Annotated in this window: 20 protein-coding genes and 2 pseudogenes; 11 read left to right on the top strand and 11 right to left on the bottom strand. The window is 52.8% G+C overall.

From position 1 onward, the window contains the following. Positions 1-164, top strand: a 164-nt coding sequence (locus EVJ22_RS12950; protein WP_145963190.1) for an IS3 family transposase, incomplete at its 5' end; no start/stop codon positions are given. A gap of 17 nt (positions 165-181) precedes the next feature. On the opposite strand, the pseudogene EVJ22_RS12945 reads toward EVJ22_RS12950, so the two are convergent. The 8 genes and pseudogenes from EVJ22_RS12945 to EVJ22_RS12910 form a co-directional block, all read right to left on the bottom strand. Continuing rightward, positions 182-715: pseudogene (locus EVJ22_RS12945) on the bottom strand (exo-beta-N-acetylmuramidase NamZ domain-containing protein); the annotation flags it as partial. Positions 716-875: 160 nt separating this feature from the next. Then, positions 876-2,510 (bottom strand): C39 family peptidase, encoded by a 1,635-nt coding sequence (locus tag EVJ22_RS12940; protein WP_131444057.1) that lies wholly within the window; start codon positions 2,508-2,510, stop codon positions 876-878. Between the two features lie 112 nt (positions 2,511-2,622). Further along, positions 2,623-3,381 carry an ABC transporter permease gene (locus EVJ22_RS12935; protein WP_131444056.1) on the bottom strand — a complete coding sequence of 253 codons (759 nt, stop codon included), beginning with the start codon at positions 3,379-3,381 and terminating at the stop codon, positions 2,623-2,625. After that, on the bottom strand, positions 3,381-4,229 hold the full coding sequence (locus EVJ22_RS12930; protein WP_131444055.1) for an ABC transporter ATP-binding protein: 849 nt from the start codon (positions 4,227-4,229) through the stop codon (positions 3,381-3,383). Before EVJ22_RS12930 ends, EVJ22_RS12935 begins: the two co-directional genes overlap by 1 nt. Beyond that, positions 4,226-4,432 carry a PLD nuclease N-terminal domain-containing protein gene (locus tag EVJ22_RS12925; RefSeq protein WP_131444054.1) on the bottom strand — a complete coding sequence of 69 codons (207 nt, stop codon included), beginning with the start codon at positions 4,430-4,432 and terminating at the stop codon, positions 4,226-4,228. Before EVJ22_RS12925 ends, EVJ22_RS12930 begins: the two co-directional genes overlap by 4 nt. A gap of 111 nt (positions 4,433-4,543) precedes the next feature. Continuing rightward, on the bottom strand, positions 4,544-4,957 hold the full coding sequence (locus tag EVJ22_RS12920) for a universal stress protein (protein WP_131444053.1): 414 nt from the start codon (positions 4,955-4,957) through the stop codon (positions 4,544-4,546). Positions 4,958-5,087: 130 nt separating this feature from the next. Then, positions 5,088-5,501, bottom strand: coding sequence for a universal stress protein (locus EVJ22_RS12915; protein WP_131444052.1), 414 nt, complete (start codon positions 5,499-5,501; stop codon positions 5,088-5,090). Between the two features lie 16 nt (positions 5,502-5,517). Beyond that, positions 5,518-6,999, bottom strand: coding sequence for a SulP family inorganic anion transporter (locus EVJ22_RS12910; protein WP_084812940.1), 1,482 nt, complete (start codon positions 6,997-6,999; stop codon positions 5,518-5,520). A 229-nt stretch (positions 7,000-7,228) separates the two neighbouring features. Here EVJ22_RS12910 and EVJ22_RS12905 point away from each other — a divergent pair, with 229 nt between their 5' ends. Genes EVJ22_RS12905 through EVJ22_RS12880 form a run of 6 tightly spaced genes read left to right on the top strand, consistent with a single transcriptional unit; the run spans position 7,229 to position 12,956 of the window. Continuing rightward, on the top strand, positions 7,229-7,546 hold the full coding sequence (locus EVJ22_RS12905; protein WP_131444051.1) for an ArsR/SmtB family transcription factor: 318 nt from the start codon (positions 7,229-7,231) through the stop codon (positions 7,544-7,546). Positions 7,547-7,559: 13 nt separating this feature from the next. Continuing rightward, entirely contained in the window at positions 7,560-7,919 is a 360-nt protein-coding gene (gene arsD, locus EVJ22_RS12900; protein WP_071398095.1) for an arsenite efflux transporter metallochaperone ArsD, read from the top strand. 11 nt (positions 7,920-7,930) lie between these two features. Beyond that, entirely contained in the window at positions 7,931-9,691 is a 1,761-nt protein-coding gene (gene arsA, locus EVJ22_RS12895) for an arsenical pump-driving ATPase (RefSeq protein WP_131444050.1), read from the top strand. Beyond that, positions 9,688-9,966, top strand: coding sequence for a Fe-S cluster assembly protein HesB (locus EVJ22_RS12890; protein ID WP_071398093.1), 279 nt, complete (start codon positions 9,688-9,690; stop codon positions 9,964-9,966). Before arsA ends, EVJ22_RS12890 begins: the two co-directional genes overlap by 4 nt. A gap of 30 nt (positions 9,967-9,996) precedes the next feature. Next, a complete protein-coding gene (locus EVJ22_RS12885) occupies positions 9,997-11,283 on the top strand; it encodes an arsenic transporter (RefSeq protein ID WP_071398092.1) in 1,287 nt (428 codons plus the stop codon). Positions 11,284-11,297: 14 nt separating this feature from the next. Next, a complete protein-coding gene (locus EVJ22_RS12880) occupies positions 11,298-12,956 on the top strand; it encodes an FAD-dependent oxidoreductase (protein WP_071398091.1) in 1,659 nt (552 codons plus the stop codon). 30 nt (positions 12,957-12,986) lie between these two features. On the opposite strand, the gene EVJ22_RS12875 is transcribed toward EVJ22_RS12880, so the two are convergent. Continuing rightward, the gene (locus tag EVJ22_RS12875) at positions 12,987-14,117 is read right to left on the bottom strand and encodes a GGDEF domain-containing protein (protein WP_131444049.1); all 1,131 of its coding nucleotides are present in this window, start codon (positions 14,115-14,117) and stop codon (positions 12,987-12,989) included. A 209-nt stretch (positions 14,118-14,326) separates the two neighbouring features. Here EVJ22_RS12875 and pulA point away from each other — a divergent pair, with 209 nt between their 5' ends. From pulA to EVJ22_RS15500, 3 genes are all read left to right on the top strand, one after another. Beyond that, positions 14,327-17,245 carry a type I pullulanase gene (gene pulA / locus EVJ22_RS12870; protein WP_233589711.1) on the top strand — a complete coding sequence of 973 codons (2,919 nt, stop codon included), beginning with the start codon at positions 14,327-14,329 and terminating at the stop codon, positions 17,243-17,245. Between the two features lie 227 nt (positions 17,246-17,472). Further along, positions 17,473-20,319 (top strand): sensor domain-containing protein, encoded by a 2,847-nt coding sequence (locus tag EVJ22_RS12865; protein WP_071398088.1) that lies wholly within the window; start codon positions 17,473-17,475, stop codon positions 20,317-20,319. Positions 20,320-20,356: 37 nt separating this feature from the next. Then, positions 20,357-20,527 (top strand): hypothetical protein, encoded by a 171-nt coding sequence (locus EVJ22_RS15500; RefSeq protein ID WP_158625532.1) that lies wholly within the window; start codon positions 20,357-20,359, stop codon positions 20,525-20,527. On the opposite strand, the pseudogene EVJ22_RS15730 reads toward EVJ22_RS15500, so the two are convergent. Both EVJ22_RS15730 and EVJ22_RS12860 read right to left on the bottom strand, forming a co-directional pair. Then, positions 20,508-20,660, bottom strand: a pseudogene (locus EVJ22_RS15730) (transposase); the annotation flags it as partial. The gene EVJ22_RS15500 and the pseudogene EVJ22_RS15730 overlap by 20 nt on opposite strands. Before the next feature lie 155 nt (positions 20,661-20,815). Beyond that, positions 20,816-21,268: a hypothetical protein gene (locus tag EVJ22_RS12860; RefSeq protein ID WP_131464160.1), complete on the bottom strand. Its 453-nt coding sequence runs from the start codon at positions 21,266-21,268 to the stop codon at positions 20,816-20,818. Between the two features lie 599 nt (positions 21,269-21,867). On the opposite strand from EVJ22_RS12860, the gene EVJ22_RS12855 reads away from it, so the two are divergent. Then, complete coding sequence (locus tag EVJ22_RS12855) at positions 21,868-22,944, top strand: nitric oxide synthase oxygenase (protein WP_131444047.1); 1,077 nt, start codon at positions 21,868-21,870, stop codon at positions 22,942-22,944. Positions 22,945-22,959: the final 15 nt, after the last annotated feature.

Here is a 22,959-nt window from a genome sequence, read left to right as displayed (position 1 = left end):
TCAAAACAGAGTTCGTCAGAAAGCGAAACTTCCCGAACCTAACGGTCCTCGACCGTGAATTACGTGATTACATACATTGGTTCAATAACATCAGAGTCCATGGAACATTGGGCTACCTAACGCCGAGGGAGTACAAACAAAGATACCTCTTCGAAATTGTCTAATTAAGTGTTGACAATCCAAGGCCGCCTTGCGGGTTCGGCCGGTCGAGGACGACGAATGGGATGTCGTTCTCGGCCGCAGCTTCCATCGCGTACGCCATCGTGTAGATGTACGTGTAGTAACGGGTGCCGACGTCTTGAATATCGAAGACGAGCACGTCGATGTCTTTGAGCATCTCGGCCGTCGGTTTTTTCGTCGCCCCGTACAGGCTATACACCGGAAGACCGGTCACGTCGTCGATATACGAGCTGATCGTCGAGCCGGCCTGGGCATCACCTCGGACACCGTGCTCCGGTCCGTACAGTGCCGTGAGTTCAAAGTCGTCGGAGTTGTGAAATAAGTCGACGATGCTCGTCATGTTGGCATCGACACCGGTCGGGTTCGTGATCAGACCTACGCGTTTACCGGCGAGCAGTTCCGGGTCGTTCATCAACCGGTCGACCCCGAGCTCGACTTTCGGTTTCTTCGGTTTCGACTTGGCATCGGCGTCGAGCAAGACGACGGACGATGTGACGAGCGTCAGGGCAGCGAGGCCACCAATCCATTTCTTCATAAGAGTTCCTCCTCTAGAAAGTGTAAGCGCTTTAACGATTATCCAGAGTGTAGCACTTTGTACTTTCAATTCAATAATATTAGTTATAAATGGGAAATTTGATTTCTTAATTTGATTCGTTATACCTAAAAAAGCCACCGATTTCTCGGTGGCTCATGAATCAACGGACGGCGAGTGCTTTCCATCCGGTCGCACCCATGACAGAGCTGACTTGGGTTTTCGGGATAGTGAGGCGACCGCGGTACGGGTCGTTAATGTACAGGTTGTTTTTGTCATAGCCCGTCGCGAGCATGACGTGGTAGTTGGTGAATCCAGTGAATTTTTGGTTCGAGGCGGTATACCAATTGAAGTATCCGTACGGTTGTCTAAAGTCGACGCTTGCCCAGACGATGACCGGGTTGCCGAGCGACAGTTCGCGCTCGATCGAGGCGAGGCCTTGGCCCGAAAGATCCTTGACCGGACGGTACTTGCTCGAGAAGTTGATCATGCCTTTCGGGTAAATGCCATAGTTACGATATTTACTGAGCGTGCCTTTCGGGTCGCCGGTGAACATGACGTTCGGGTCGACCCAGCGATAGAGCCGGTTCTCGTAGCGGGCGTTCCACATGCTTTTCGGCATCTCGCGGTAGAGCGTCTCGGCGCTGACGACGCGGCCCTTCTTCTCGAGCGCCATCTTGAGCGAGAAGAACTCGCATCCGGACGGATACCCCATCGGGAACTGGCGGTAGAGCGGCACGCTCATCTTATAGACGGAGAGGGGATTGCTGTAGGCGCCTCTCGCGTCGAACGAAGCGTTGCCAACTTTTTTGTTTTTGTACATGACACCGGATGCATCGAAGTAATACCATTTGCCGCTGATGGCTTGCCAATCGGTTTTCTTCGTCAACATCGGTGCGTAATACTCGTACTGTGTCGTATACTTCCAGCCGGTCTCACGGACACCGGTCGAGTGGAAGTGGTAATAGTATGAACCGATCTTGTGCTTGCCTTGGAGACGATAGCCATAGACGGGATGGAATCCGTAAACTTTACCTTGAATCGTCTGAAGTCCGTAGCGGCGTTTCCCGTCCGTACCGAAGTAATAATAGCGGGCGGCGACTTTTTGCACGCCTTGAAGCCGGTAGCCGTATGTCTCATGGAAACCGTACATCGTGGTGCCGACTTTCTTCAGTCCATGTCTCCTTGCACCGTCCGAGCCGAAGTAGTAATGGCGTGTCCCGACTTGCTGCCAACCGGTCGCCATCTTTCCGTCTTTCAGCAATAAATATTTTTTCCCGGAAATCGTATATGTACCGGTTCGGATCGTTCCGTCTGTGAAGATGTAATGCTTGGCACCATTGATGGTTTGCCAACCGCTCAAACGCTGTCCGTCAGGCGAAAAGTAATAGCGTTTCCCGTCAATCGTCATGAAACCGAGCGCCATTGTCCCGTCTGACTTGAAGTAATGAACGTTGTTTTCGAGCTGTTGCCAGCCGGTCAACCGTCTCCCATCAGCAGCGAACAAATATGTAGCGCCATCAAGTGGATAAAGTCCTGTGACTCGGACACCGTTCGCTTCGAAATAATAGATCGAGTCGTCAATCGTCTGCCAGCCCGTCACCATGACACCGAACGCATCAAAGTAGTACGTCTTGCCTTCGATTTCTTGCCAACCGGTCAACGTCGTCCCATCGGCCGTCGTATATACCGTTCCGTTTGCTGTCATCTGAAACCCGGCTTCGGCGTGCCCAATACTCGGTAGGGCAAACAAACTGACGGCAAGTACCGTTCCTTTAAACCAATAGCTCGATTTCATTCAATTTCCCCCGTATTCAATATACAAAATTGTATAATCTTGTAACTCTATTATACGTCGAAACTCAAGGGCACATGCATCGACGAAAGACCTATTTCACAAAAACGAATAATCAGGACGTTCGACTCAAAAATAATAAGCGCTTGGACGCGACGAATAACACTAGTCCGATCAAGACAATGCTAGTGACGAGCGGCCAAACGAAATCGACGTTTTGGATGAGTGCTTCACCGGACAATCCGCCAAGGTTCCAAGGCATCCAGTCCCAATCGATCCAACTGAGCAGGAGGGATAAGACGAAGTGGAGACCGAGTGTGATGACGAGGGCGACGAGCCCGCTCTCGAGCAGCGCGGCAAATAAGAAGAAGATCGATAGCTGCACGACGAAATGGACAATCAATAGACCTGTGGAAATGACAAAGTCCGTCACATCGAACGAGTCGAACAAGATGACCGTATAATAGGCGGCAGTGCCCTGGGCGAGCAAGATGGAGACGGCGGAGAGTAACGTGTAGTGTGCCCATTTACTCATGACGATGCGAGAAGCCGGAATGTTGAGCGACTTGAGCCAAGCGAGCGTACCGAGTGTACGTTCTTGGCTGAACGTATGCATCGCCGACAGCAAGACGACGAGCAGGCCGATCTGTCGCAGCTGCTCGCTGACCGATAAGAGTACTTCGGCCGGTGTCGGCGTCGGGATCTCGATGACGGTCCCGTCCGGCAAGTTGCCGCCTGACGCTAAAATGTCTGGTAAGAAGTAGAGCGTGAGCGGCTGCATCGCGGCGAGCAACATCAGGGCGACCGGGACCCAGACGAGCCGTTTATTGCGCCACGATTCTTTCCATTCTTGTTTAAAGATGGCCGTCCTCATTAAGCGTTCACCTCCAAAAACAGTGATTCGAGCGACGGATGACCGACGTGGAACGATTGGATCATCAGTCCTTGGGCGAGGACGCGTTGTAGAATCGCCCGCTCGGACATCGTTTTATCGGTCGTCTCGAACGTCCATGTCGTCCCCGTTCGCGAGACACGGACGACACCCGTGAGCGCGCTCCAATCGTCTGCCGTCGTCGTGTCATCGAACAGGCGAAGTTGGATGGACGATTTGGCCCCGAGCAAATCGGTGACGGTGCCTTCCATGAGCAGGCGTCCTTGACGGAGCAGGAGCACCCAGTCGCTCGCTTCCTCGGCGTCAGGGAGCACGTGCGTTGAATAGAGAATCATTCGCTCGCGTTTCAAGTCGCTCAAGAGATCGAGCACTTCCCGGCGGCCGCGCGGGTCAAGTGCTGATACCGGTTCATCGAGCAACAATAGTTCCGGGTCATGGACGAGCGCTTGGGCGATGCCGAGTCGTTGCCGCATCCCGCCTGACAAGTGCGCCGCCGGGCGGTCCACCGGTTCTAAGCCGACGCGTTTCAAGAGGTTCACGGCGTCGACGCCGGTCGTGCCCGTCAAGTCGGCCGCATATTTAATCGTCTCGACCGGTGTGAGGGAAGGATAGAGCGCCGGCCGTTGCGGTAAATAACCGACCCGGATCGTGTCGTGACCCTCGATCTGTCCGGACGTCGGCGTCGTCACACGGGCGATCATGTTGAGGAGCGTCGTCTTGCCGGCACCGTTCTCGCCGAGTAGCGACGTGCAGCCCGGACGCAACGAGAAGCTGACGTCATCGAGCGCGGTGAACGCGCCGAATCGTTTTGTGAGATGGCTCGCGTTCATTGTTTTGTCCGTCCCCAGAGGAAATAGACGATTGGACCGAGGATGTTGATAAAGACGATGACGAGAAGCCACACCCATTTCGGACCGTTCGTCTCTTGTCGCTTGAGTAAATCGATCATGGCGACGACGAGGAGGATCAGTTGCAGTAACAATAAAGGCAATAAAATTAAAAGCAGCGTGCTCGGGTCATTCATAATTTCCATAGAGTCTCCCTCCTTAGTTAGCTGTACATATATTAGTTGATTCCACACATAGGACTTTATTCCTGTATCGAACACAAAAAATCCCTTTCTCGAGTTGAGAAAGGGAGCAAGTTATTTGACGATGATGACCGGTGCTTGCGCCCGTTTAGCGAGTTTATGGCTGACGCTGCCGAGGACGAACTCTTGGAACGTATTGAGGCCGCGCGAGCCGACGACGACGTATTCGAACGGATCACGATTGGCGTATTTGACGAGCTCGACGTCCGGTTCGCCGCGGAGTTCGACGTATTCATAGGCGATGCCTTCCGCTTCGATCGTATCGAACAACGGTTGCATCATGCGTTTTCGTTTCGCTTCGAGATCAATCTTGCCGGTCGAGTTGAGCGCGGCCTCTTTCGATTCTTTCGCACTGACGACGTGAACGATATCAATCGATGCGTCTGACGCTTTGGCGAGTTGAATTGCCTTTGTTAAAGCCCGTCTCGAGTGGTCCGAGCCATCTGCCGCTAAAAAGATTTTACCCATTCTTTCAACGCCTCCTCTTGTACGCTTGCTACTACAAGTATATGCGATTTTTTATGAAAGCGCATTCGCAATTGTGTCCATTCGAGATACAGAAAAAGGAAGTGAACGCTGAGGTTCACTTCCAGTCTGATTATCGGACGATGACGACCGGCGCGAGCGCGCGTTTGGCCAGCTTATGGCTGACGCTGCCGAGCACGAACTCTTGGAACGTGTTCAAGCCGCGCGAGCCGACGACGACGTATTCGAACGGTTCATGGTTCGCATACTTGACGAGCTCGACGTCCGGTTCACCACGGAGCTCGATATATTCGTACTCGAGTCCGGCTGCTTCGATCGCCGAGAAGAAACGTTGCATCCGCTGCATCCGTTTCGCCTCCAAGTCGATCTTGCCTGTTGATTGTAGGGCACTTTCTTTTGACTCTTTCGAACTGACGACGTGAACGACATCAATTTTGGCGCTCGAGACTTTCGCGAGCTCGATCGCTTTCACAGTCGCACGCATCGAATGGTCCGATCCGTCAACGGCTAAGAAGATTTTTGTCATGTGAATCCCTCCCGAATTAATGTCCGATGCCTGCATCTTGTTGTTTCAAGTGAAGCGCAAGCGTATTGAGCAGCTTCTCTGAATCTTTGTTCAAGTTCAAGAGCTCTGGCTCGATTCCATTCGCACGATATTTGAAGACGACTTTGTCGATGGCGCCGATGGCCGAGTCGTCCCAAAGGTGGGTGTTCGAGAAGTTGATTGTCACATGTTTGATGTCTGCCTCGATATCTTCTTCGACGTCGAATTGGTTGACGAAGTCAGACGTTGAGGCGAAGAACAATTGACCGTTCACGACGTAGTGGGCGTGGCCGGCTTCGACGTTGCGGTCGAGTTCGACTTTCGAGATTTTCGCGGCGAACAAGATCGCAGCTGTTAAAATCCCGGCGAATACACCGATTGACAAGTCGTGTGTGAGCACAGTGACGAGCACGGTGACGAGCATGACGACCGTATCCGACTTTTGTGCCGTCCGGAGTGCTTTGAGCGAGCCCCAGTCAAACGTCGCATACGACACGAAGAACATGACACCGACGAGGGCGCCGACTGGAATCAACATAAGAACGTCACTGATTGTCATGATCATGATGAACAACGCGAGTCCAGCGACGAACGTCGATAGACGGCCACGTGCTCCTGACGAGACGTTGATGACCGATTGGCCGATCATCGCACAACCTGGCATCGCGCCGAAGAAACCGGCGATGATGTTGGCGATCCCTTGACCTTTTGACTCACGGTTCTTGTTCGAATCCGTTCCTGTCATGTCATCGACGATTTGAGCCGTGAGCAACGACTCGATCAAGCCGACGAAGGCGAGCGAGAAGGCATACGGCAAGATGATCATGAGCGTCTCGAGCGTGAACGGAACGTCAGGGAATAAGAATTCCGGCAACGTTGCTGAGATCGTTCCCAGGTCACCGATGTTTTTCGTATCGAGTCCCATAAAGACAGCAAGTAGCGTCATCGCGACGATGGCGACGAGCGGTGCCGGGATCGCGCCCGTGATACGTGGGAACAAGAAGATGATGACGAGTGATGCGGCGACGATTGCCCACATGATCCAGCTCTCGCCTTCAAAGTTTGGTAATTGAGCTTGGAAGATCAAAATAGCGAGGGCGTTAACGAAGCCGACCATGACCGCACGCGGGATGAACTTCATAAGACGCGCTATACCAAAGAACCCGAGCACGATTTGAATGATACCGGCTAAAATACCGGCTGCTAATAAATATTGGAGACCGTAATCTCGAACTAAATCGACAACGAGGAGCACCATGGCCCCGGTTGCAGCTGAAATCATCGCTGGTCGACCGCCCGTGATCGAAATGACCATGGCGATAATGAATGAAGCGTATAGACCGACCATCGGGTTCAGTCCAGCGATGAGTGAGAATGCGATCGCCTCAGGAATGAGGGCGAGCGCGACGACGATCCCCGCAAGGACGTCAGCCCGGACGTTACCGAGCCATTCTTGTTTGACAGTATTCAATTTTTCCAAAAAGAACACACCTCTCTTTATAGTTTTGACTTTGACCTCCGAGTCTCACGAAGATCAAATGCGTCATTATATGAAGGAAGCGGTTAAACCGACACATGTTTTCACAACGTGTTTTATCATAACGAACTTTTTCAGAAAAGACAATTGCTTATCATTAAAAACTATGGTAATTTCATAACGTAGAGGTTATATAACGATTTTGTTATACACGGGGTAAAGGAGAATGACGATGCATACGATAGATGATTTAAGTAAAGTGCTCAAAGTGCTCGCCGACCCGACACGGTTGACGATGCTCAAGCAAATGCAGGGCGGGGAACAGTGTGCCTGCAGCTTCGTCGACTGTTTCGACATCTCGCAGCCGGCGATCAGCCGTCATTTGAAGATGATGCGTCAAGCAGGACTGCTGCTCGAGCGCCGGGACAAGCAATGGATCCATTACCGGTTGAACGAGACAAGCCCGTTCTATTCGATCGTCGTCGATCTGCTCGCACAAGTCGAGATGGTCGATGCGAGCTGTGACTGTGACGCCGAGTGTGCCATTTAAGGAGGAAAAAACGATGAAACTTGAAGTATTCGAACCGGCCATGTGCTGTCCGACCGGACTATGTGGCCCATCGATCGATCCGGAACTGACGCGGATCGCGACGATCCATTACGTGTTGAAACAACGCGGTTTCGACGTCGAGCGTTATAACCTCGCCTCGGAGCCGAACCGTTTCGTTGAAAACGCAAACGTGCAATCCGAGATCACGAAAGGGCTCGACACGCTCCCGCTCACCGTCATCGATGGCGAGATCGTCAAACGCGGCGCCTACATGACGAACGAAGAGATCGCCGAACTGACTGGTCTACCGGTCACGGCGTTCGCGAAACAAGACGGCGAGAAACCGAAAGTCCGCATCACGCTTAAAAAATAAGGAGGCGCGTCATGATGAATCGCTTTGATTTTAATACGATTGAGCCGACCCGTTACATGTTTTTGACCGGGAAAGGCGGCGTCGGGAAGACGTCGACCGCCTCGAGCCTCGCCTTGACGCTCGCTGACCGTGGCAAGCGCGTCTTGCTCGTCTCGACCGACCCGGCAAGCAATTTGCAGGACGTGTTCGAGATGGAACTTGACGAGACACCGCGAGCAGTCCCTGGGACAGAGCTGTCGATTGCGAACTTCGACCCGGAAGAAGCGGCAAAAGCGTACATGGAACGCATGGTCGGCCCGTATCGCGGCGTGCTCCCGGACGTCGCCATCCAGTCGATGGAAGAGCAGCTGTCCGGTGCCTGCACGGTTGAGATCGCGGCGTTCGACCAGTTCACCGAGCTGTTGACGTCAGAGACGGCCCGTGACACTTACGACCATGTTATCTTCGACACGGCACCGACCGGGCATACGCTCCGGTTGCTCACGCTCCCGAGCGCGTGGGACGAATTTTTAGAGACGAACACGACCGGCGTCTCGTGCCTTGGACCACTTGCTGGATTATCAGACAAGCAACACCAATATAAACGGGCGGTCGAGACGCTTTCGAACGGGGACGAGACGACACTGCTACTCGTCGCCCGTCCTGAGACGTCGACGCTCGTCGAGGCGAGTCGTGCCGCGACAGAGCTCCACGCAATTGGGATCGAGCGGATGCAGCTCGTCATCAACGGTGTCGTCGATCCGGCGGAAGGCACGGACCGTTATACGAGACGGTTCATCGAGCGCCAACAAGACGCGCTCGCCAACTTGCCACAAGGCGTCGACACGCTCGAGACGTTCACGCTCCCATACGCCTATGAGAACTTGGTCGGCGTCCCGGCGTTGCGCCGCTGGGTGAACGGGGAGACGGTCGACGTACCGGATATGACGTATGATGCGAGCCGTTACGGTTCGATTGATACGCTCGTCGATGAAGTCGAAGCGGACGGTCCGAGCGTCATCATGACGATGGGGAAAGGTGGGGTCGGCAAGACGACGCTCGCCTCACTCCTCGCCGTCGCTTTAAGCGAACGCGGCCACGCCGTCCATTTGACGACGACCGACCCGGCGGCACACGTCGCCTTCACAATCGGTGAGGACGTGCCCGCCACGTTCACGGTCGACGCGATCGACCCGAAAGTCGAGATTGAGAACTATCGGGCCGACGTGTTCCGTGAAGCGGGGGACATGACCGATGAACAGCACGCGATGCTTGAAGAAGATTTGCGTTCGCCGTGTACGGAAGAGATCGCGGTTTTCCGTGCTTTCGCCGGTCAAGTCGCCAAAGCGAAAGACCGGTTCGTCGTCATCGACACGGCACCGACCGGACATACACTGCTCTTGCTCGACGCGACCGAGAGCTATCACCGAGAGCTCGAACGCTCGACCGGTGTCGTCCCGGAAGCGGTCCGCGAACTGTTGCCGAAACTTCGTGACCCGAAACAGACACACGTTGTCATCACGACGCTCCCTGAAGCGACACCGGTATATGAAGCCGAGCGGCTCGTCACCGACTTGGAACGGGCCGGTATCCGTCCGTTCGCTTGGGTCGTCAACCAATCGTTCACACCGCTCGACGTCGAAAGTAAACTGCTCACGGCGAAAGTCGCGAGCGAGGCGACTTGGCTCGAACGGGTGAACGCGTATCCGCGCCCGACGCTGCTCTCGTGGCAACAACACTTGCCGGTCGGCTATCCGGCGTTATCTCAACTATTGAAGGAGGAAGTCAAATGAACATCACGAATGAAGCGATCGATTTTATGAAAACAGCACTCGAGGATGAAGAAGTGAAATCAGTCCGGATCTGTACGGAAGCAGGGTGCTGCGGACCGACGCTCGGTCTGCATATCGCCGCTCCGGAAGCGATGGACGACGTGAAAGATTATGACGGCCTCACGTTCGCTGTCTCGAAAGACGCAGAAGCGATGGCTGAGAACGTCACGCTCGACGTCGAAATGACAGAAGACAGCGCGAGCCTCGTGCTCCGTGGTCTTCAAGAAACGTGCTAACAAAAATAGAGATTATTGGAGGAACTCATTGTGCAGTGGATTGCTAGTATCATCTTTTTAGTGACGCTCTTCCTCATCATCAAGCAACCGAAAGGCCTCGGCATCGGTTACTCGGCGATGGGGATGGCGGCCATTGCCCTCATCACTGGGGTCGTCAATTTTGATGACGTCGGAACGGTATGGGGCATCATTTGGAACGCGACGTTTACGTTTATCGCCATCATTCTCATCTCGCTCATTTTGGATGAGATCGGATTCTTTGAGTGGGCCGCTTTACATATGGCTCGAATCGCCGGGGGCGGCGGTGTCAAACTGTTCGTCTACATCACGCTTCTCGGTGCGCTCGTCGCCGCATTATTCGCGAACGACGGGGCGGCGCTCATCTTGACGCCGATCGTACTCGCGATGGTACGGGCGCTTAAATTACCGGACGCCGTCGTCTTGGCGTACGTCATCGCCTCGGGCTTCATCGCCGATACGGCAAGTTTGCCGTTCGTCGTCTCGAACCTCGTCAACATCGTCTCGGCCGACTTCTTCGGCATCGGTTTTGCCGAGTATGCGGCGCGGATGGTGTTCGTCAACGTGTTCGCCGTCGCCGGCAGCCTGCTCGTCTTGTACTTGTACTTTAAAAAAGACATCCCGAAGCAGTACGACTTGTCAAAACTCGTCGAGCCGAGCACGGTCATTAAAGACCATAAGATGTTCCGCTTGTCGTGGGTCGTCCTCGCTCTGCTCGTCATCGGCTACTTCACGAGCGACATCATCGGCATCCCGGTCTCACTTGTCGCCGGTGTCATCGCCCTGTTCTTCCTGATCATGGCGAACCGTTCGCCTGCTGTGAAGACGGAGCAAGTCGTTAAAGGCGCGCCATGGGCGATTGTCTTCTTCTCGCTCGGGATGTACATCGTCGTCTACGGCCTACAAAACGCGGGGCTGACGCAAGTGCTCGCCAACTTCATCGACTGGTTCTCAGGTAGCGTGTTAACGGCCACGTTCGGGATGGGCTTCTTGGCCGCAATCTTATCGTCGGTCATGAACAACATGCCGACCGTCATGATCGACGCGCTCGCCATCGATTTGACGAATACATCGGGTCAGATTCGCGAAGCGCTCATCTATGCGAACGTCATCGGTTCCGACCTCGGACCGAAGATCACACCGATCGGGTCGCTCGCGACGCTCTTGTGGCTTCACGTGCTCCGCTCAAAAGGACTCAAGATCGGTTGGGGACAATACTTTAAAGTCGGGATCATCTTGACGATCCCAACGCTTGCCATCACGTTGCTCGGCCTGTATATCAGCTTACTACTATATTGAGGAGTGGATTTTTTATGAAGTTAGTCATCATCGGTTCAGTCGCTGCCGGTACATCGGTCGCGGCGAAAGCACGTCGTAACAACGAAGACGCACAAATTACGATTTACGACCGCGATTACGATATCTCCTACTCGGGTTGCGGGATTCCATATTACGTCGGAGGCGAAGTCGAGTCACGCGATGACTTGACACCACGCGACGCCGCTTTCTTCAAAAAGCGTTACAACATCGATGTCATGACGCGTCATAACGTGACGGCAATTGATGCAGACGCGAAGACGGTCACGGTCGAAAACCTGGAGACAGGTGAGACGTTCACGGACAGCTATGACGTCCTCGTCCTCGCGACCGGCGCCTCGAGCATCGTCCCGCCGATCCCGGGCGTGAAGTCAGATAACGTCTTCCCGATCCGCAACATCCAGAACGCGGAAGCGACACGCAACTTCGTCGACGCGACGAACCCGAAACATGCGACCGTCATCGGGGCTGGCTTCATCGGTCTTGAGATGGCCGAGCAGCTCAAACTTCGTGGCATCGACGTCACGATCATCGAGCGCATCCCGCAAGTGATGCCGCCGCTCGACAAAGACATGGCGTGCCGCGTCGAGGACCACCTCGAGAAGAACGGCATCGAGCTGTTGCTCGGTGAGACCGTGACAGAGCTTGTCGGCGACGGTCACGTCGAACGCGTCGTCACGGAGAGCGGGAAGACAATCGACACGGACCTCGTCATCCTATCGGTCGGTGTCCGTCCGAACACGGAACTCGCCAAGTCGATCGGTGTCACGATCGGTGAGACGGGTGCGATCGCCATCAACGAACGGATGGAGACGAACGTGGACGGCGTCTATGCTGCCGGCGACGTCGCTGAAAGCGTCTCGCTCGTCACGGGTAAACCGATTTGGCGTCCGCTCGGCTCGACGGCGAACAAGATGGGGCGTGCGCTAGGTGACCTGCTCACGGGTGGGGAACTCGAACACCGTGGCATCCTCGGAACGGGCATCTTCAAAGTGTTCGGTCTCGCGGTCGCGCAGACAGGTCTCTCGGAGCGTGAAGCGCGTGAGCTCGGCTACGACGTCGAAGTGCTCCACAACACGAAACCGGACAAACCGGCCTATATGGGCGGGAAAGACATGACGATCAAAGCAATCGGCGACCGGGCGACACGTCAACTGCTCGGCGTCCAAATCGTCGGCTTCGAAGGTGTCGACAAACGTATCGACGTGTTCGTCACGGCGATCACGTTCAAAGCGAAAGTTGATGATTTGTTCCACCTCGACCTCGCGTACGCACCGCCGTTTTCGACGACGAAAGACCCGGTCATGTACACGGGGATGGCACTGGCGAACAGCATGAACAAGTCGGCCCGTCTCATCACGCCGGCTGAGCTACAGCAGCGGATCGACGCGGACGAGGACATCCAGGTCATCGACACACGGAAAGCGGCGCAGTTTGAGAAGGCGTGCGTTGACAATGCGGTCAACATCCCGCTCGGCAAGCTTCGCGAGGCGTCAAAAGACCTCGATAAAGACAAGCCGACGGTCGTCTACTGCAACGGTGGCGTCACTGGGAACGCGGCGCAAAATGTGCTCCGTAACCTCGAGTTCACCGACGTCTATAACTTGTCAGGCGGCAACAAGAACTATCAGTTGTTTAAAAAATACGGTAACTAATCAATTAGACCCGACTCGCATGAGTCGGGTCTAATTTGCATGGTGCTGATTCCATTTACTGACCCGGTTGCGACCGCTATGTTTGGCGACGTAGAGACCGAGGTCGGACTTTTTGATGAGCTGTTCGGACGTGGCGATCTTTGGTTCGGACGTACTCGTGACGCCGATCGAGACGGTGACATCGAGCTGCTTGCCGTCCGGAAGTGAAAACGGACTTTCCGCGATTTGACGCACGTAGCGATTGGCGATGACGAACCCTTGCGACAAGTTGCAGTCCGACAACAGCACCGAGAACTCTTCGCCACCGTGGCGACACACCATATCATCGGCACGGGCCGTCTCGGTGAGCCGTTTGCCAAGCTCGATCAAGATGGCGTCACCGGCGTCATGACCATACGTATCGTTCACCGATTTAAAATGATCGATATCGAGTAAGAGTAGCGTAATGTCATATGGACTCGAGAACACTTCCTCGTCAACGCGCTTCATCTCTTCCTCGAAGCGACGACGGTTGCCAAGACCCGTTAAGGCGTCGGTGTAGGCGGCTTCGCGATATTTTGTGATCTGCCGTTCCGAGCGCTGCATCTTACGGATGCCCCCATAGACGATATGAAGGACGAAACCGGTTGAATATCCAATCGTGACGAAAGCGATCAACGTGTAGACGTACATTTTTGGATCGGCATAGGTACTAAAATTTAAGAGCGAGAACAAGGTGATGAAACCGAGGCTGATGACGTTGACGATGCGAATGTCCCGCGTCGGTTTGATCCGCTCCCGGAGTTTCATATAGACGACTGCAGTTGTGGCTGCGACCGTATAGTCGAGAAAAACGATTAACAGCAACGTATCCGATATGATGAACGGGAGCAGCAAGATGCTCGAGACGTACGTGATCCGGACGCCTTGGAGGCCAAAATAAAGACCGGCAATGATGATGGGGACAAACCCATACTGAAAGTCGGCTTGGGCGTTCCAGAGCACACCGTGCAATGTAATCACGATCGTCAGGCCGGCGAGGAGTAGTGAAATCGTAAATTGCCGTCTTAACGGGAGCTTGCTCGTGAACCCGAGCTTCGTGAGGCGCGAGATCATATAAAGGCCGATCAGCAGTAAGCTGGCGTTGGCAATCAAGTTATTGATTAAATTGGTCATCGACATTTTAAAAATTCCTCCCCTATTTTCTATATTCGGCAGATGAGGATAAAAAAGCAATCATTTTGTGATGGAAAAATGAGTTCGAACCAACAAGTGGCTTGATATGGGAAACGTTAGTTGTTCATTTAGAAAAGAATTGAAATTAAGGAAGCGAACGTTTACAATTTTTATGTAAGCGTTTTCCTAAATTCATGCTACAAGGAGGGACCCACATGGTCAACAAACAATGGAAACCGGTATGGGCAGTTGTGCTAACGTTTGCACTGATTCTGTCGATGTTTCCGATGTCAGCGTCTGCCCTTGATAAAGAGTCGACACTAGTCGTCGTCCACTATCAAGAAGCGCCGGACAATCAAATGGATTGGAACTTATGGCTTTGGGCGAATGGCCCAGATTACTTCCCGAACAAAGGCTTCGCCTTTAACGGCGAGGACGATTACGGCAAGGTGGCGGCCTACGAATTCCCGGTCGACTCACCTGAACAGATCGGTCTCATCGTCCGAACGGACAATTGGGACAAGGATAAAGGGTCGGAAAGCGACCGCCTGATCACGAAAGATATGATCAAGGACGGTGTCGCCGAAGTGTGGATCAAGTCGGGCGACACGAAAATCTACACGTCGAACCCGGACGGGGAGACGGCGAAGACGGAAGTCGACATGAAAGTCCACTACTTCCGCTATGACAATACATACACGGACTGGGGTGTTTGGACGTGGCCGGATGGTGGCGACGGTCAAAGCATCAACTTCGATGAGACGGACGCCTACGGCGGTGTCGCGAACGTGAAGTTTGCGAACCCGGATGCGAAACAACTCATCGGTCTGATCACGAAAAAAGGCGAATGGTCTGATAAAGACGGCGAAGATCGCTTCGCGCTCAGCACGGCGAAAGAGATTTGGCTCGTCGAAGGTGATTCGACGATCTACTATTCAGAGCCTGAAATCGACCGCTCACCAAAGATCGTCTCGTTCGAGGCAAACACGTTCCGTCAGGCGGAACTAACGCTTAACCGGGCGGTCGATGAGCAGTTCCTTAGTGAATTGACGGTCGATGGCGCGGCAGTCGAGTCGGTCGAGAAGGCTGGCGACAAATCGGTCACAGTTAACTTCAGCGCTGACCTCGACTTGGCGCAAGTCATCACGGCGTCGCACCCGACGTTCGGGGACAAAGTACTGCAAGCAGGCGACGTGCTCCGATCACCGGAATTCGATGCGAAATACGCGTATGACGGCAAGCTCGGCGTCACGTACAAGCAGTCGAAGACGAACTTCGTGCTTTGGGCACCGACGGCTCAAGACGTTTCACTCGAGCTGTGGAACATGCCGAAAGACCGTCCGGCGAACGACAAGGATATCAAGAAAACGATTGCGATGAAGCGCGGCGAACGCGGCACGTGGACTGCTGAAGTCCGCGGCGACCTCGACGGCATCGGCTACACGTACAACGTCAAGCATGCGTCAGGCAGCGTCCGTGCGGTCGATCCGTATGCGACAGCGGTCGGCGTCAACGGGGACCAAGGGGTCATCGTCGACTTGAACGAGACGAAACCGAAACGGTGGAACTCGATGAAGCCTAAGCTTCAAAACGCGACGGACGCGATCATCTACGAGACACACGTCCGTGACTTCTCAATCTTTGACGTCACATCGGATAAGTATGATTCAGGCATAGCGAATAAAGGCAAATACCTAGGTGTCGTTGAACCGGGTACGCGTCTCCTTGTAGACGGCAAAAAGACGGCGACGAAGACAGGACTTGATCACGTCAAAGACCTCGGTGTGACGCACGTCCAGTTCATCCCGGTGTATGACTACAACACGGCCTCGGTCGACGAGACGAAACCGAACGCGACATACAACTGGGGCTATGACCCGAAAAACTATAATGCGCCGGAAGGTTCATACTCGACGAACCCTTATGACGCAAAAGTTCGAATCATGCAGATGAAAGAAATGATCCAAGGTCTCCACGACAACAATTTGCGTGCCGTCATGGACGTCGTTTATAACCATATGTTCGATGCGCAAGCCTCGAACCTTCATAAGATCGTACCAGGCTACTACTACCGTTACACGGCCGGCGGAGACTTCGCGAACGGGACGGGCGTCGGCAACGACACCGCGTCTGAGCGCAAGATGATGCAAAAACTCATCGTCGATTCAGTCGTCTACTGGGCGAAAGAATATCATTGGGACGGGTTCCGCTTCGACCTCATGGGAATCCACGACGTCGAGACGATGAACCAAGTCCGTCAAGCACTAGACAAAGTCGATAAATCGATCCTCGTCTTCGGCGAGGGTTGGGACCTAAGCACACCGCTCGACCCCGCATTGAAAGCGAACCAAAAGAACGCCTATAAGATGCCGGGCGTCGCGCACTTTAACGACAACATCCGTGACGGCTTGAAAGGCAGCGTCTTTATCGACACGGATAAAGGATTCATCAACGGCAAAGACGGTCTTGAGAACCGCATCAAAACAGGAATCGTCGGTGAAATCGACTATAACGCCGAGATCAAAGGCTTCACGAAAGAGCCGACGCAAGCAATCACGTACGTCGAAGCGCATGACAACCATACGCTTTGGGATAAGCTTGAACTCACAAATCCAATCGCTTCAGAGTTGAACAAGACGAAAATGCACCGTCTTGCGTCAAGCATCCTCTTGACGAGTCAGGGGACGACATTCCTCCATGCCGGCCAAGAGTTCATGCGGACGAAAGAAGGCGACCATAACTCGTACAAATCGCCAGACCGCATCAACCAAATGGACTGGAAACGCGCCGCCGACCGTAAGGCGGACGTCCAGTACATGAAAGGCTTGATTGAGATGCGTAAACAAAACCCGGGCCTTCGCATGACGAAAGCGACCGATATCAAGAAAAACTTGAAGTTCTATCAAGCAGAAGCGAACGTCATCACGTATTTGATCGATGACAAAGCACCTAGCCAGAAGAAAGATTTGTTTGTGACGCATAACGCTAACCCGTCGCAAGTGACAGTGAAGCTTCCGAAAGGACAATGGAACATCATTGTGAACGGCAAGCAGGCGGGCACGAAAACAATTAAACGAGTGTCAGGTTCGGTCAACGTTCCGGCCTACTCAACGTTCGTCTTAAAGCAACCATAATGCGCGAGACCACGGAGCACATATCCGTGGTCTTTTTTTACGTTGCAATCGTGTAGAGGAGTAGGTAAACAGTATATTAAGACATGACATTTTTTTGAATATATGTCTGTGATTCGGTTCATTTCCCTTATTTGAAAAATGCGGAAGCATTTTCAACTAATCAATCTTGTATAATCAAGTTAACACGTATCGAAACGTGACATTTGTCACACGAAGGAGTGGTACACATGGGCTTCTTCCGTAATTGGAAGCATGTATTAGAATCAAACGTTGAGCAGGCCGAGCACGATGGACGAATCAATATCGATCCGTTACTGCTCGATCAATATCCGGACGCAGTGTACGTCCTGGATCGAGACTTGAACTTCGTCGACTCGAACGAAAAGTTGTCGCTCCTCTTTAGCGGGGAAGAGGAACGTTTCGTCCATCCTGCATCCTGGCTTCCAAAACTAGAAAGTGAACGTGTTCACGCCTTTCATCAGCGGGCGCTCCAAGGGGAGACCGTTCATTATGAACTGAAAGCGTTGAATGCGGACAAGCGACGCATCCATCTGTCAGTCACGAACACGCCGCTCTATACCGGCCGGGTCATCACCGGATTGTACGGTGTCGTCAAAGACTTGACGACCCAGATGGAACTGCGTGAACGATACAATCGGATGAAAGTGGGACGGACGCTGTTCGAGCGCATCCCAGGTCTCATCCTGATCGAACTTGATCTCGAGTCCGGCGAGTTTTACCATTCACCGCAGACGGGTGAACTGCTCGGGTTATCTAAGCGGCAACTTGGAGATATGAAACGCGAACATTTCCGTAACATGATCCATGAGGATTACCGTCCAGAATTTGCGGCAGCCATCGAGACGCTCATCCACGATGCTGACGTGCAAGAGTATGAGACTCAAATCAAGGCGTTCAATCCGAAGCAACAAAAATATTTGGACTTGATCGTCAAAGTCGGTATGTCAAAAGATCGAAAATCAGTGACGTGGGCAATGTTTGACGTCACCAATTTGGTCAAAGTCGAAGAAGCGCTCACGATGGAGCAGTCCAAAGTGAAGCAGTTGTGCGAAATCGTCGACTCGGTCATTTTTGAACGTTATTTCGAGACGAAACAGTTCAAATTTTTGACGCCGGGCTTCTCGCACATCTTTGGCTATACGGAAGACCAGTTCAACACACACCCTGACTATTGGCAGCGTGTCGTCGTTCCTGACGACGTGCCGAAAGTGAACCAAGCCCGAGAAGTGACGCTCAGCGGTAAAACGACAACGTTCTCGTATCGTATCTATGCGAAAGGCAATGTCAAATGGATCGAAGAGAACCGGGAGCCGATTTTTTCTGAAGACGGCATCGTCATCGGGTTTCGGACGCTCGTCAAAGACATCACCCAACTGAAAGAGCAGCAACAAGAGATTTGGCGCCTCGCCTCGCTCGACCCGATCACGAACATGCCAAACCGTGAGTCGATCACAGGATCGGTCTATCAACTCACGCGCAAACGCGACCCGTTCACATTGTTCTCGCTTTCGTTCAACCGGATTGCCGAAATCAACAATACGTTCGGCTACGAGCTCGGTGACGAGTGGCGTGTCGCGACGGTGAACCAATTGATTCGTCTGTTGCCAAAAGACGCCTTGCTCGGTCATCTCGATGCGGATAACGTCTTGATTGTGTTGCCGCGCCGGATGGAAGACCCAGAAGTGCTCGCGCTCGGGAAAGAGTTAGGAACGTTGTCGAAATATCGATTCCATATTGACGTGTACGACTTGTTCGCGCGTATCTCGATCGGCGTGAGCCGCTATCCTGAAGACGGGGCACAGGCGAGCGAATTGATCAAGCACGCATGTGTCGCCATGAACCGGGCCGATAAAAAGTTCGGGACGCAACTCGAACTGTATTCGTCGCAAATGGACATCGAGTCACTCAAACGCTACGAGCTGTTGCGCGATATGCGAGGTGCGCTGCAAAACAACGAGTTCTATTTGATGTATCAACCGAAAGTGAACGCCTGGACCGGTCAAATCGTCGGAGCCGAGGCGCTCATGCGTTGGACGCACCCGACGTGGGGCTCGATCTCACCGGCCGAGTTTATTCCGCTCGCCGAGGAAAGCAGCCTCCATCTCGATTTGACGAACTGGTTGATCGAAGAGGTGTGCCGCTATATCACATCGCTCAAACATCGAGTCCCGATCTCGATCAATGTCTCAGCCAAATACTTGTATCAAGAACGGTTTGAACGCGTGTTCGAAGAGATGTTAGACCGCTTCCACGTCCCGGCGTCGTATCTCGAAGTCGAGATCTCGGAGACGTCACTGTTAGACGACGCCCAGCAGATCACACAAGCGTTCGAACGGTTGAACAGCCTCGGTATCCCGATCGCGTTTGACGACTTCGGTAAAGGGTATTCGTCGCTTGCTTACTTGCAGGCGTACAGTGCCCAGACGATCAAGATCGACCGCATCTTCGCACACAACGTCAACCAAAGCCGAAAAGCCCAAGGCATCATCCGGAGTCTGCTCCTCATCGCCGAAGAGTTCGGGATGAACGTCGTCGTCGAGGGTGTCGAGATGATGGATGACTTACTTCGACTCCGTGAGTTCGGGTGTCACGTCATTCAAGGTTTTATTTTCAGCCGACCGTTGCGAGAATCCGATTTTGAACAAGCGCTCGAGACGGGAACGCTCATTCCGATCGAAGAGTACGTCGAGACGATCCAACCGGCGAACCGGTTGATCCACGCCGGTATCACGATCACGCGCCTACGCAATCAAGCCGTCGCGGTCGGCACATCGCCGATCGTCATCATGAAGCGCGGCTTTAAAGCGATCGCCTTCTATGGCTCGATCCGGTTACCAGTCGATAGTGACATCAACCTCGTCATCTTGCTTGATGACGGGCAGCCGTCGCTACCGATTCAAGTGACGCGATTGACCGAGCTCGCGAACGGATTGTACCAGTATGAAGCGACGTACGAACAGACCGTCGAACTCGAGAAACGGCTGACCGCGCTCGAGAGTGACAAACCGCGCGGCTTCACGATTCAACAAGCGAAAGATTTAGTCGAAGGATGAGACAAAGCGAGCGGGATTTGCCGGCTCGCTCAGCTTGTTGACTAACATCAATAGAATCGCTCGTCCTTCCGGCGCCCACGCTTTCCGCAGGCAATCCCGGAGCCGCATCGCGACTTATGTCGCTGCTGGGTCTCCGTTGGATTGCTCTCCTGCAGGAGTCGGGGCGCCGCCGGACGAGCAACGCAAACGGTCGCACGGCTCTGATTGATCCAGCGGCCCAGGGCTGACGGTGACAGGTCATACTCTCGGATGATATCAATCCTTGGCTTTCCGTTGAAATAAAGCTAGACGACTTGTGCTTTGAATTTATCTGTATAGGTGCGGTGCGCTCTTTTTGGCATGTCTGATGTTCTCCTCGTATGGATGAGTTGTTTCAGGCTAATCGACCTCTACTTTTATATCCAACTGATTGTAGCCTATCCAACATACGTAAAAAAAGAAAATAGGAGGTCAAGAGATGCAGTCAAAAATGCATCTCTTGACCTCCTATTGAAAATTAGTATCCTTCGTTCAAGGTTGTGAATTCATCTTCTTTTAAAGGCGAGTCTCCTTTGGAATTATGACCGTAATAGGTTACAACGTATTCTTTTTCTTTATTTTTTTTGACGAAGAATTCATAGTCGACTCTTTTCTCGTCTTTGAATTTCAAACGATATAAGTATCCAAATTGATTAATTCCGTACTCAACATCATAGGCATTTTTTTCTATCGAAAAGTTGTTTTCTAATGTTTCGTTTAAAATAACTTCTCGCTGATGTATCTCGTTGAAAAGAAATAGTAGGCCTCCTAAAGTCAATAAAGCAAAAAATATTTGGAACTTTGGCAAAGGTTTTTTAGATGTCATATAAGGCAACCTTCCTTTTTTAGGTAAATAGAGTTTTTTCGTTGCTATTGATTTTTGGTTTAGTTTTAAACCCCTTAAGTACGAAAGCAGAAGGTGATGATCCATATCCAGCCGATAATCATGAAAACCTTGTTTCTGAAGAATTTATTGATGAAGCCTGCTGTCGATTCGCCAAATATATTTGATATCGGAGTAAAAAATCCAGGCGGTCTTACATACGCTGTTCCTAACTCAGGCGACACAGTTAGATACCCGAATAGTACCATTGTTGTGAAGTCGGGTGATGTATTAGTTTCGAATAATAGAAGTTCTTCCTTTCGATACAGAACCTGGAAAAACTCGTACTTTGTCTCAACACCGTTCAAATCAAAGTGGTGGAGAAGTTCGTATTTATCGTCATGCAAATACTACAGTAGCTGTAAAAGCTGGCACTTGGGCTGTAAACAATATCAGTAAGGTTTCGTATTATTATTTTTCGACAGGTCTTAATTCTGTTTCAAGTAACTATTGTTCGAAATTTGTATGGCAGGCATATAACAAAACCGGTTCTAATGCTGGGGTCATTGGTAACCTTCAAATAGTTGGTTTAGTGTGGCCTGAGCGAGCCGGATTTGCCGGCTCGCTTTTTGTGCGCTCTAAAACTAGAAACGGGACGCAGTTTTCTCTAAGATGGAAGGGACAGATTAGAAGAGGAGACAGAAACGATGGATCGACTACAGGCAGCCCGCCACTTTTTCTCACAACTTGAAGGGGAGCATACTGAACGGTTACGGGAGATCGAAGCCGAAATCGATCGGACCGGGACGTACACGCTCACGACGGACGAATTGGCGTCCGGGGCAAAACTCGCATGGCGCAACTCGAACCGCTGCATCGGCCGCTTGTTTTGGCAGACACTCACCCTCCATGACGCGCGTGACGTGGAGACGTTCGACGAGGTGTTTGAAGCAATCGTCGCCCATCTTCGCTACGCGACGAACGGCGGAAAGATCCGCTCGACGATGACCGTCCTCCCGAACCATTTTCGGATTTTGAACACGCAACTCATCCGTTACGCGGCGTACGAGACGACAGACGGCATCGTCGGTGACCCGCTATCGCTGTCGATGACGAGACAAGCGATGCGTCTCGGTTGGGCCGGGGCCGGTACTGCTTTCGATCTGTTACCGCTCTTGCTTACAGACGGGAACGAAATCCGCATGTATGAACTGCCGGCCGATGCCGTGCTTGAGGTCGATATTCGCCATGACGACGTCGATTTGTTCGGGGGACGTGACGTCAAGTGGCACGCCGTCCCGGCCATCGCTGACATGGAGATTGAAATCGGTGGACACCGCTTCACATCGGTCCCGTTCAACGGGTGGTACATGGAGACAGAGATCGGGGCGCGCAACCTCGCCGACGTCGAGCGCTACAACCTGCTCCCGCTTGTCGGGGCATCACTCGGTCTCGATACGTCAAAAGAGCGGACGCTCTGGCGTGACCGCGCCCTCGTCGAGCTGAACGTCGCCGTCTTGCAATCGTTCGAGCGCGCCGGCGTGACGATTGTCGACCATCATACAGCGGCGAAACAATTTAAACGGTTCGAGAAAAATGAGACGGACGCCGGTCGTGACGTGACCGGACAGTGGAGTTGGCTCATCCCGCCGCTGTCACCGGCCTCGACCCACGTCTTTCATCGACACTATGATGACAAGATTGTGACGCCGAACTTGTTCGCGCGGTCAGGTTGTCCGTTTTCAGCGTTTCAAGCCAAGCCAAAAGAGGAATCTAAAGGCTAGGAAACGAAATGAAAG

Source organism: Exiguobacterium sp. SH0S7 (assembly GCF_004337195.1).
Lineage (GTDB): Bacteria > Bacillota > Bacilli > Exiguobacteriales > Exiguobacteriaceae > Exiguobacterium > Exiguobacterium aurantiacum_A.
Note: the sequence above shows the minus strand (reverse complement) of the source record. Positions and strands in the feature narration are given on the sequence as shown.

What these genes read in the sequence shown, in the direction of transcription:
- EVJ22_RS12905 (WP_131444051.1), top strand. Translation starts at nt 7,229, where the DNA reads ATGCATACGATAGATGATTTAAGTAAAGTGCTCAAAGTGCTCGCCGAC.
- arsA (WP_131444050.1), top strand. Translation starts at nt 7,931, where the DNA reads ATGATGAATCGCTTTGATTTTAATACGATTGAGCCGACCCGTTACATG.
- EVJ22_RS12855 (WP_131444047.1), top strand. Translation starts at nt 21,868, where the DNA reads ATGGATCGACTACAGGCAGCCCGCCACTTTTTCTCACAACTTGAAGGG.
- EVJ22_RS12865 (WP_071398088.1), top strand. Translation starts at nt 17,473, where the DNA reads ATGGGCTTCTTCCGTAATTGGAAGCATGTATTAGAATCAAACGTTGAG.
- EVJ22_RS12860 (WP_131464160.1), bottom strand. Translation starts at nt 21,268, where the DNA reads ATGGATCATCACCTTCTGCTTTCGTACTTAAGGGGTTTAAAACTAAAC.
- EVJ22_RS12935 (WP_131444056.1), bottom strand. Translation starts at nt 3,381, where the DNA reads ATGAGGACGGCCATCTTTAAACAAGAATGGAAAGAATCGTGGCGCAAT.
- EVJ22_RS12915 (WP_131444052.1), bottom strand. Translation starts at nt 5,501, where the DNA reads ATGACAAAAATCTTCTTAGCCGTTGACGGATCGGACCATTCGATGCGT.
- EVJ22_RS12940 (WP_131444057.1), bottom strand. Translation starts at nt 2,510, where the DNA reads ATGAAATCGAGCTATTGGTTTAAAGGAACGGTACTTGCCGTCAGTTTG.
- EVJ22_RS12920 (WP_131444053.1), bottom strand. Translation starts at nt 4,957, where the DNA reads ATGGGTAAAATCTTTTTAGCGGCAGATGGCTCGGACCACTCGAGACGG.
- pulA (WP_233589711.1), top strand. Translation starts at nt 14,327, where the DNA reads ATGGTCAACAAACAATGGAAACCGGTATGGGCAGTTGTGCTAACGTTT.
- EVJ22_RS12930 (WP_131444055.1), bottom strand. Translation starts at nt 4,229, where the DNA reads ATGAACGCGAGCCATCTCACAAAACGATTCGGCGCGTTCACCGCGCTC.
- EVJ22_RS12875 (WP_131444049.1), bottom strand. Translation starts at nt 14,117, where the DNA reads ATGTCGATGACCAATTTAATCAATAACTTGATTGCCAACGCCAGCTTA.
- EVJ22_RS12880 (WP_071398091.1), top strand. Translation starts at nt 11,298, where the DNA reads ATGAAGTTAGTCATCATCGGTTCAGTCGCTGCCGGTACATCGGTCGCG.
- arsD (WP_071398095.1), top strand. Translation starts at nt 7,560, where the DNA reads ATGAAACTTGAAGTATTCGAACCGGCCATGTGCTGTCCGACCGGACTA.
- EVJ22_RS12925 (WP_131444054.1), bottom strand. Translation starts at nt 4,432, where the DNA reads ATGGAAATTATGAATGACCCGAGCACGCTGCTTTTAATTTTATTGCCT.
- EVJ22_RS12890 (WP_071398093.1), top strand. Translation starts at nt 9,688, where the DNA reads ATGAACATCACGAATGAAGCGATCGATTTTATGAAAACAGCACTCGAG.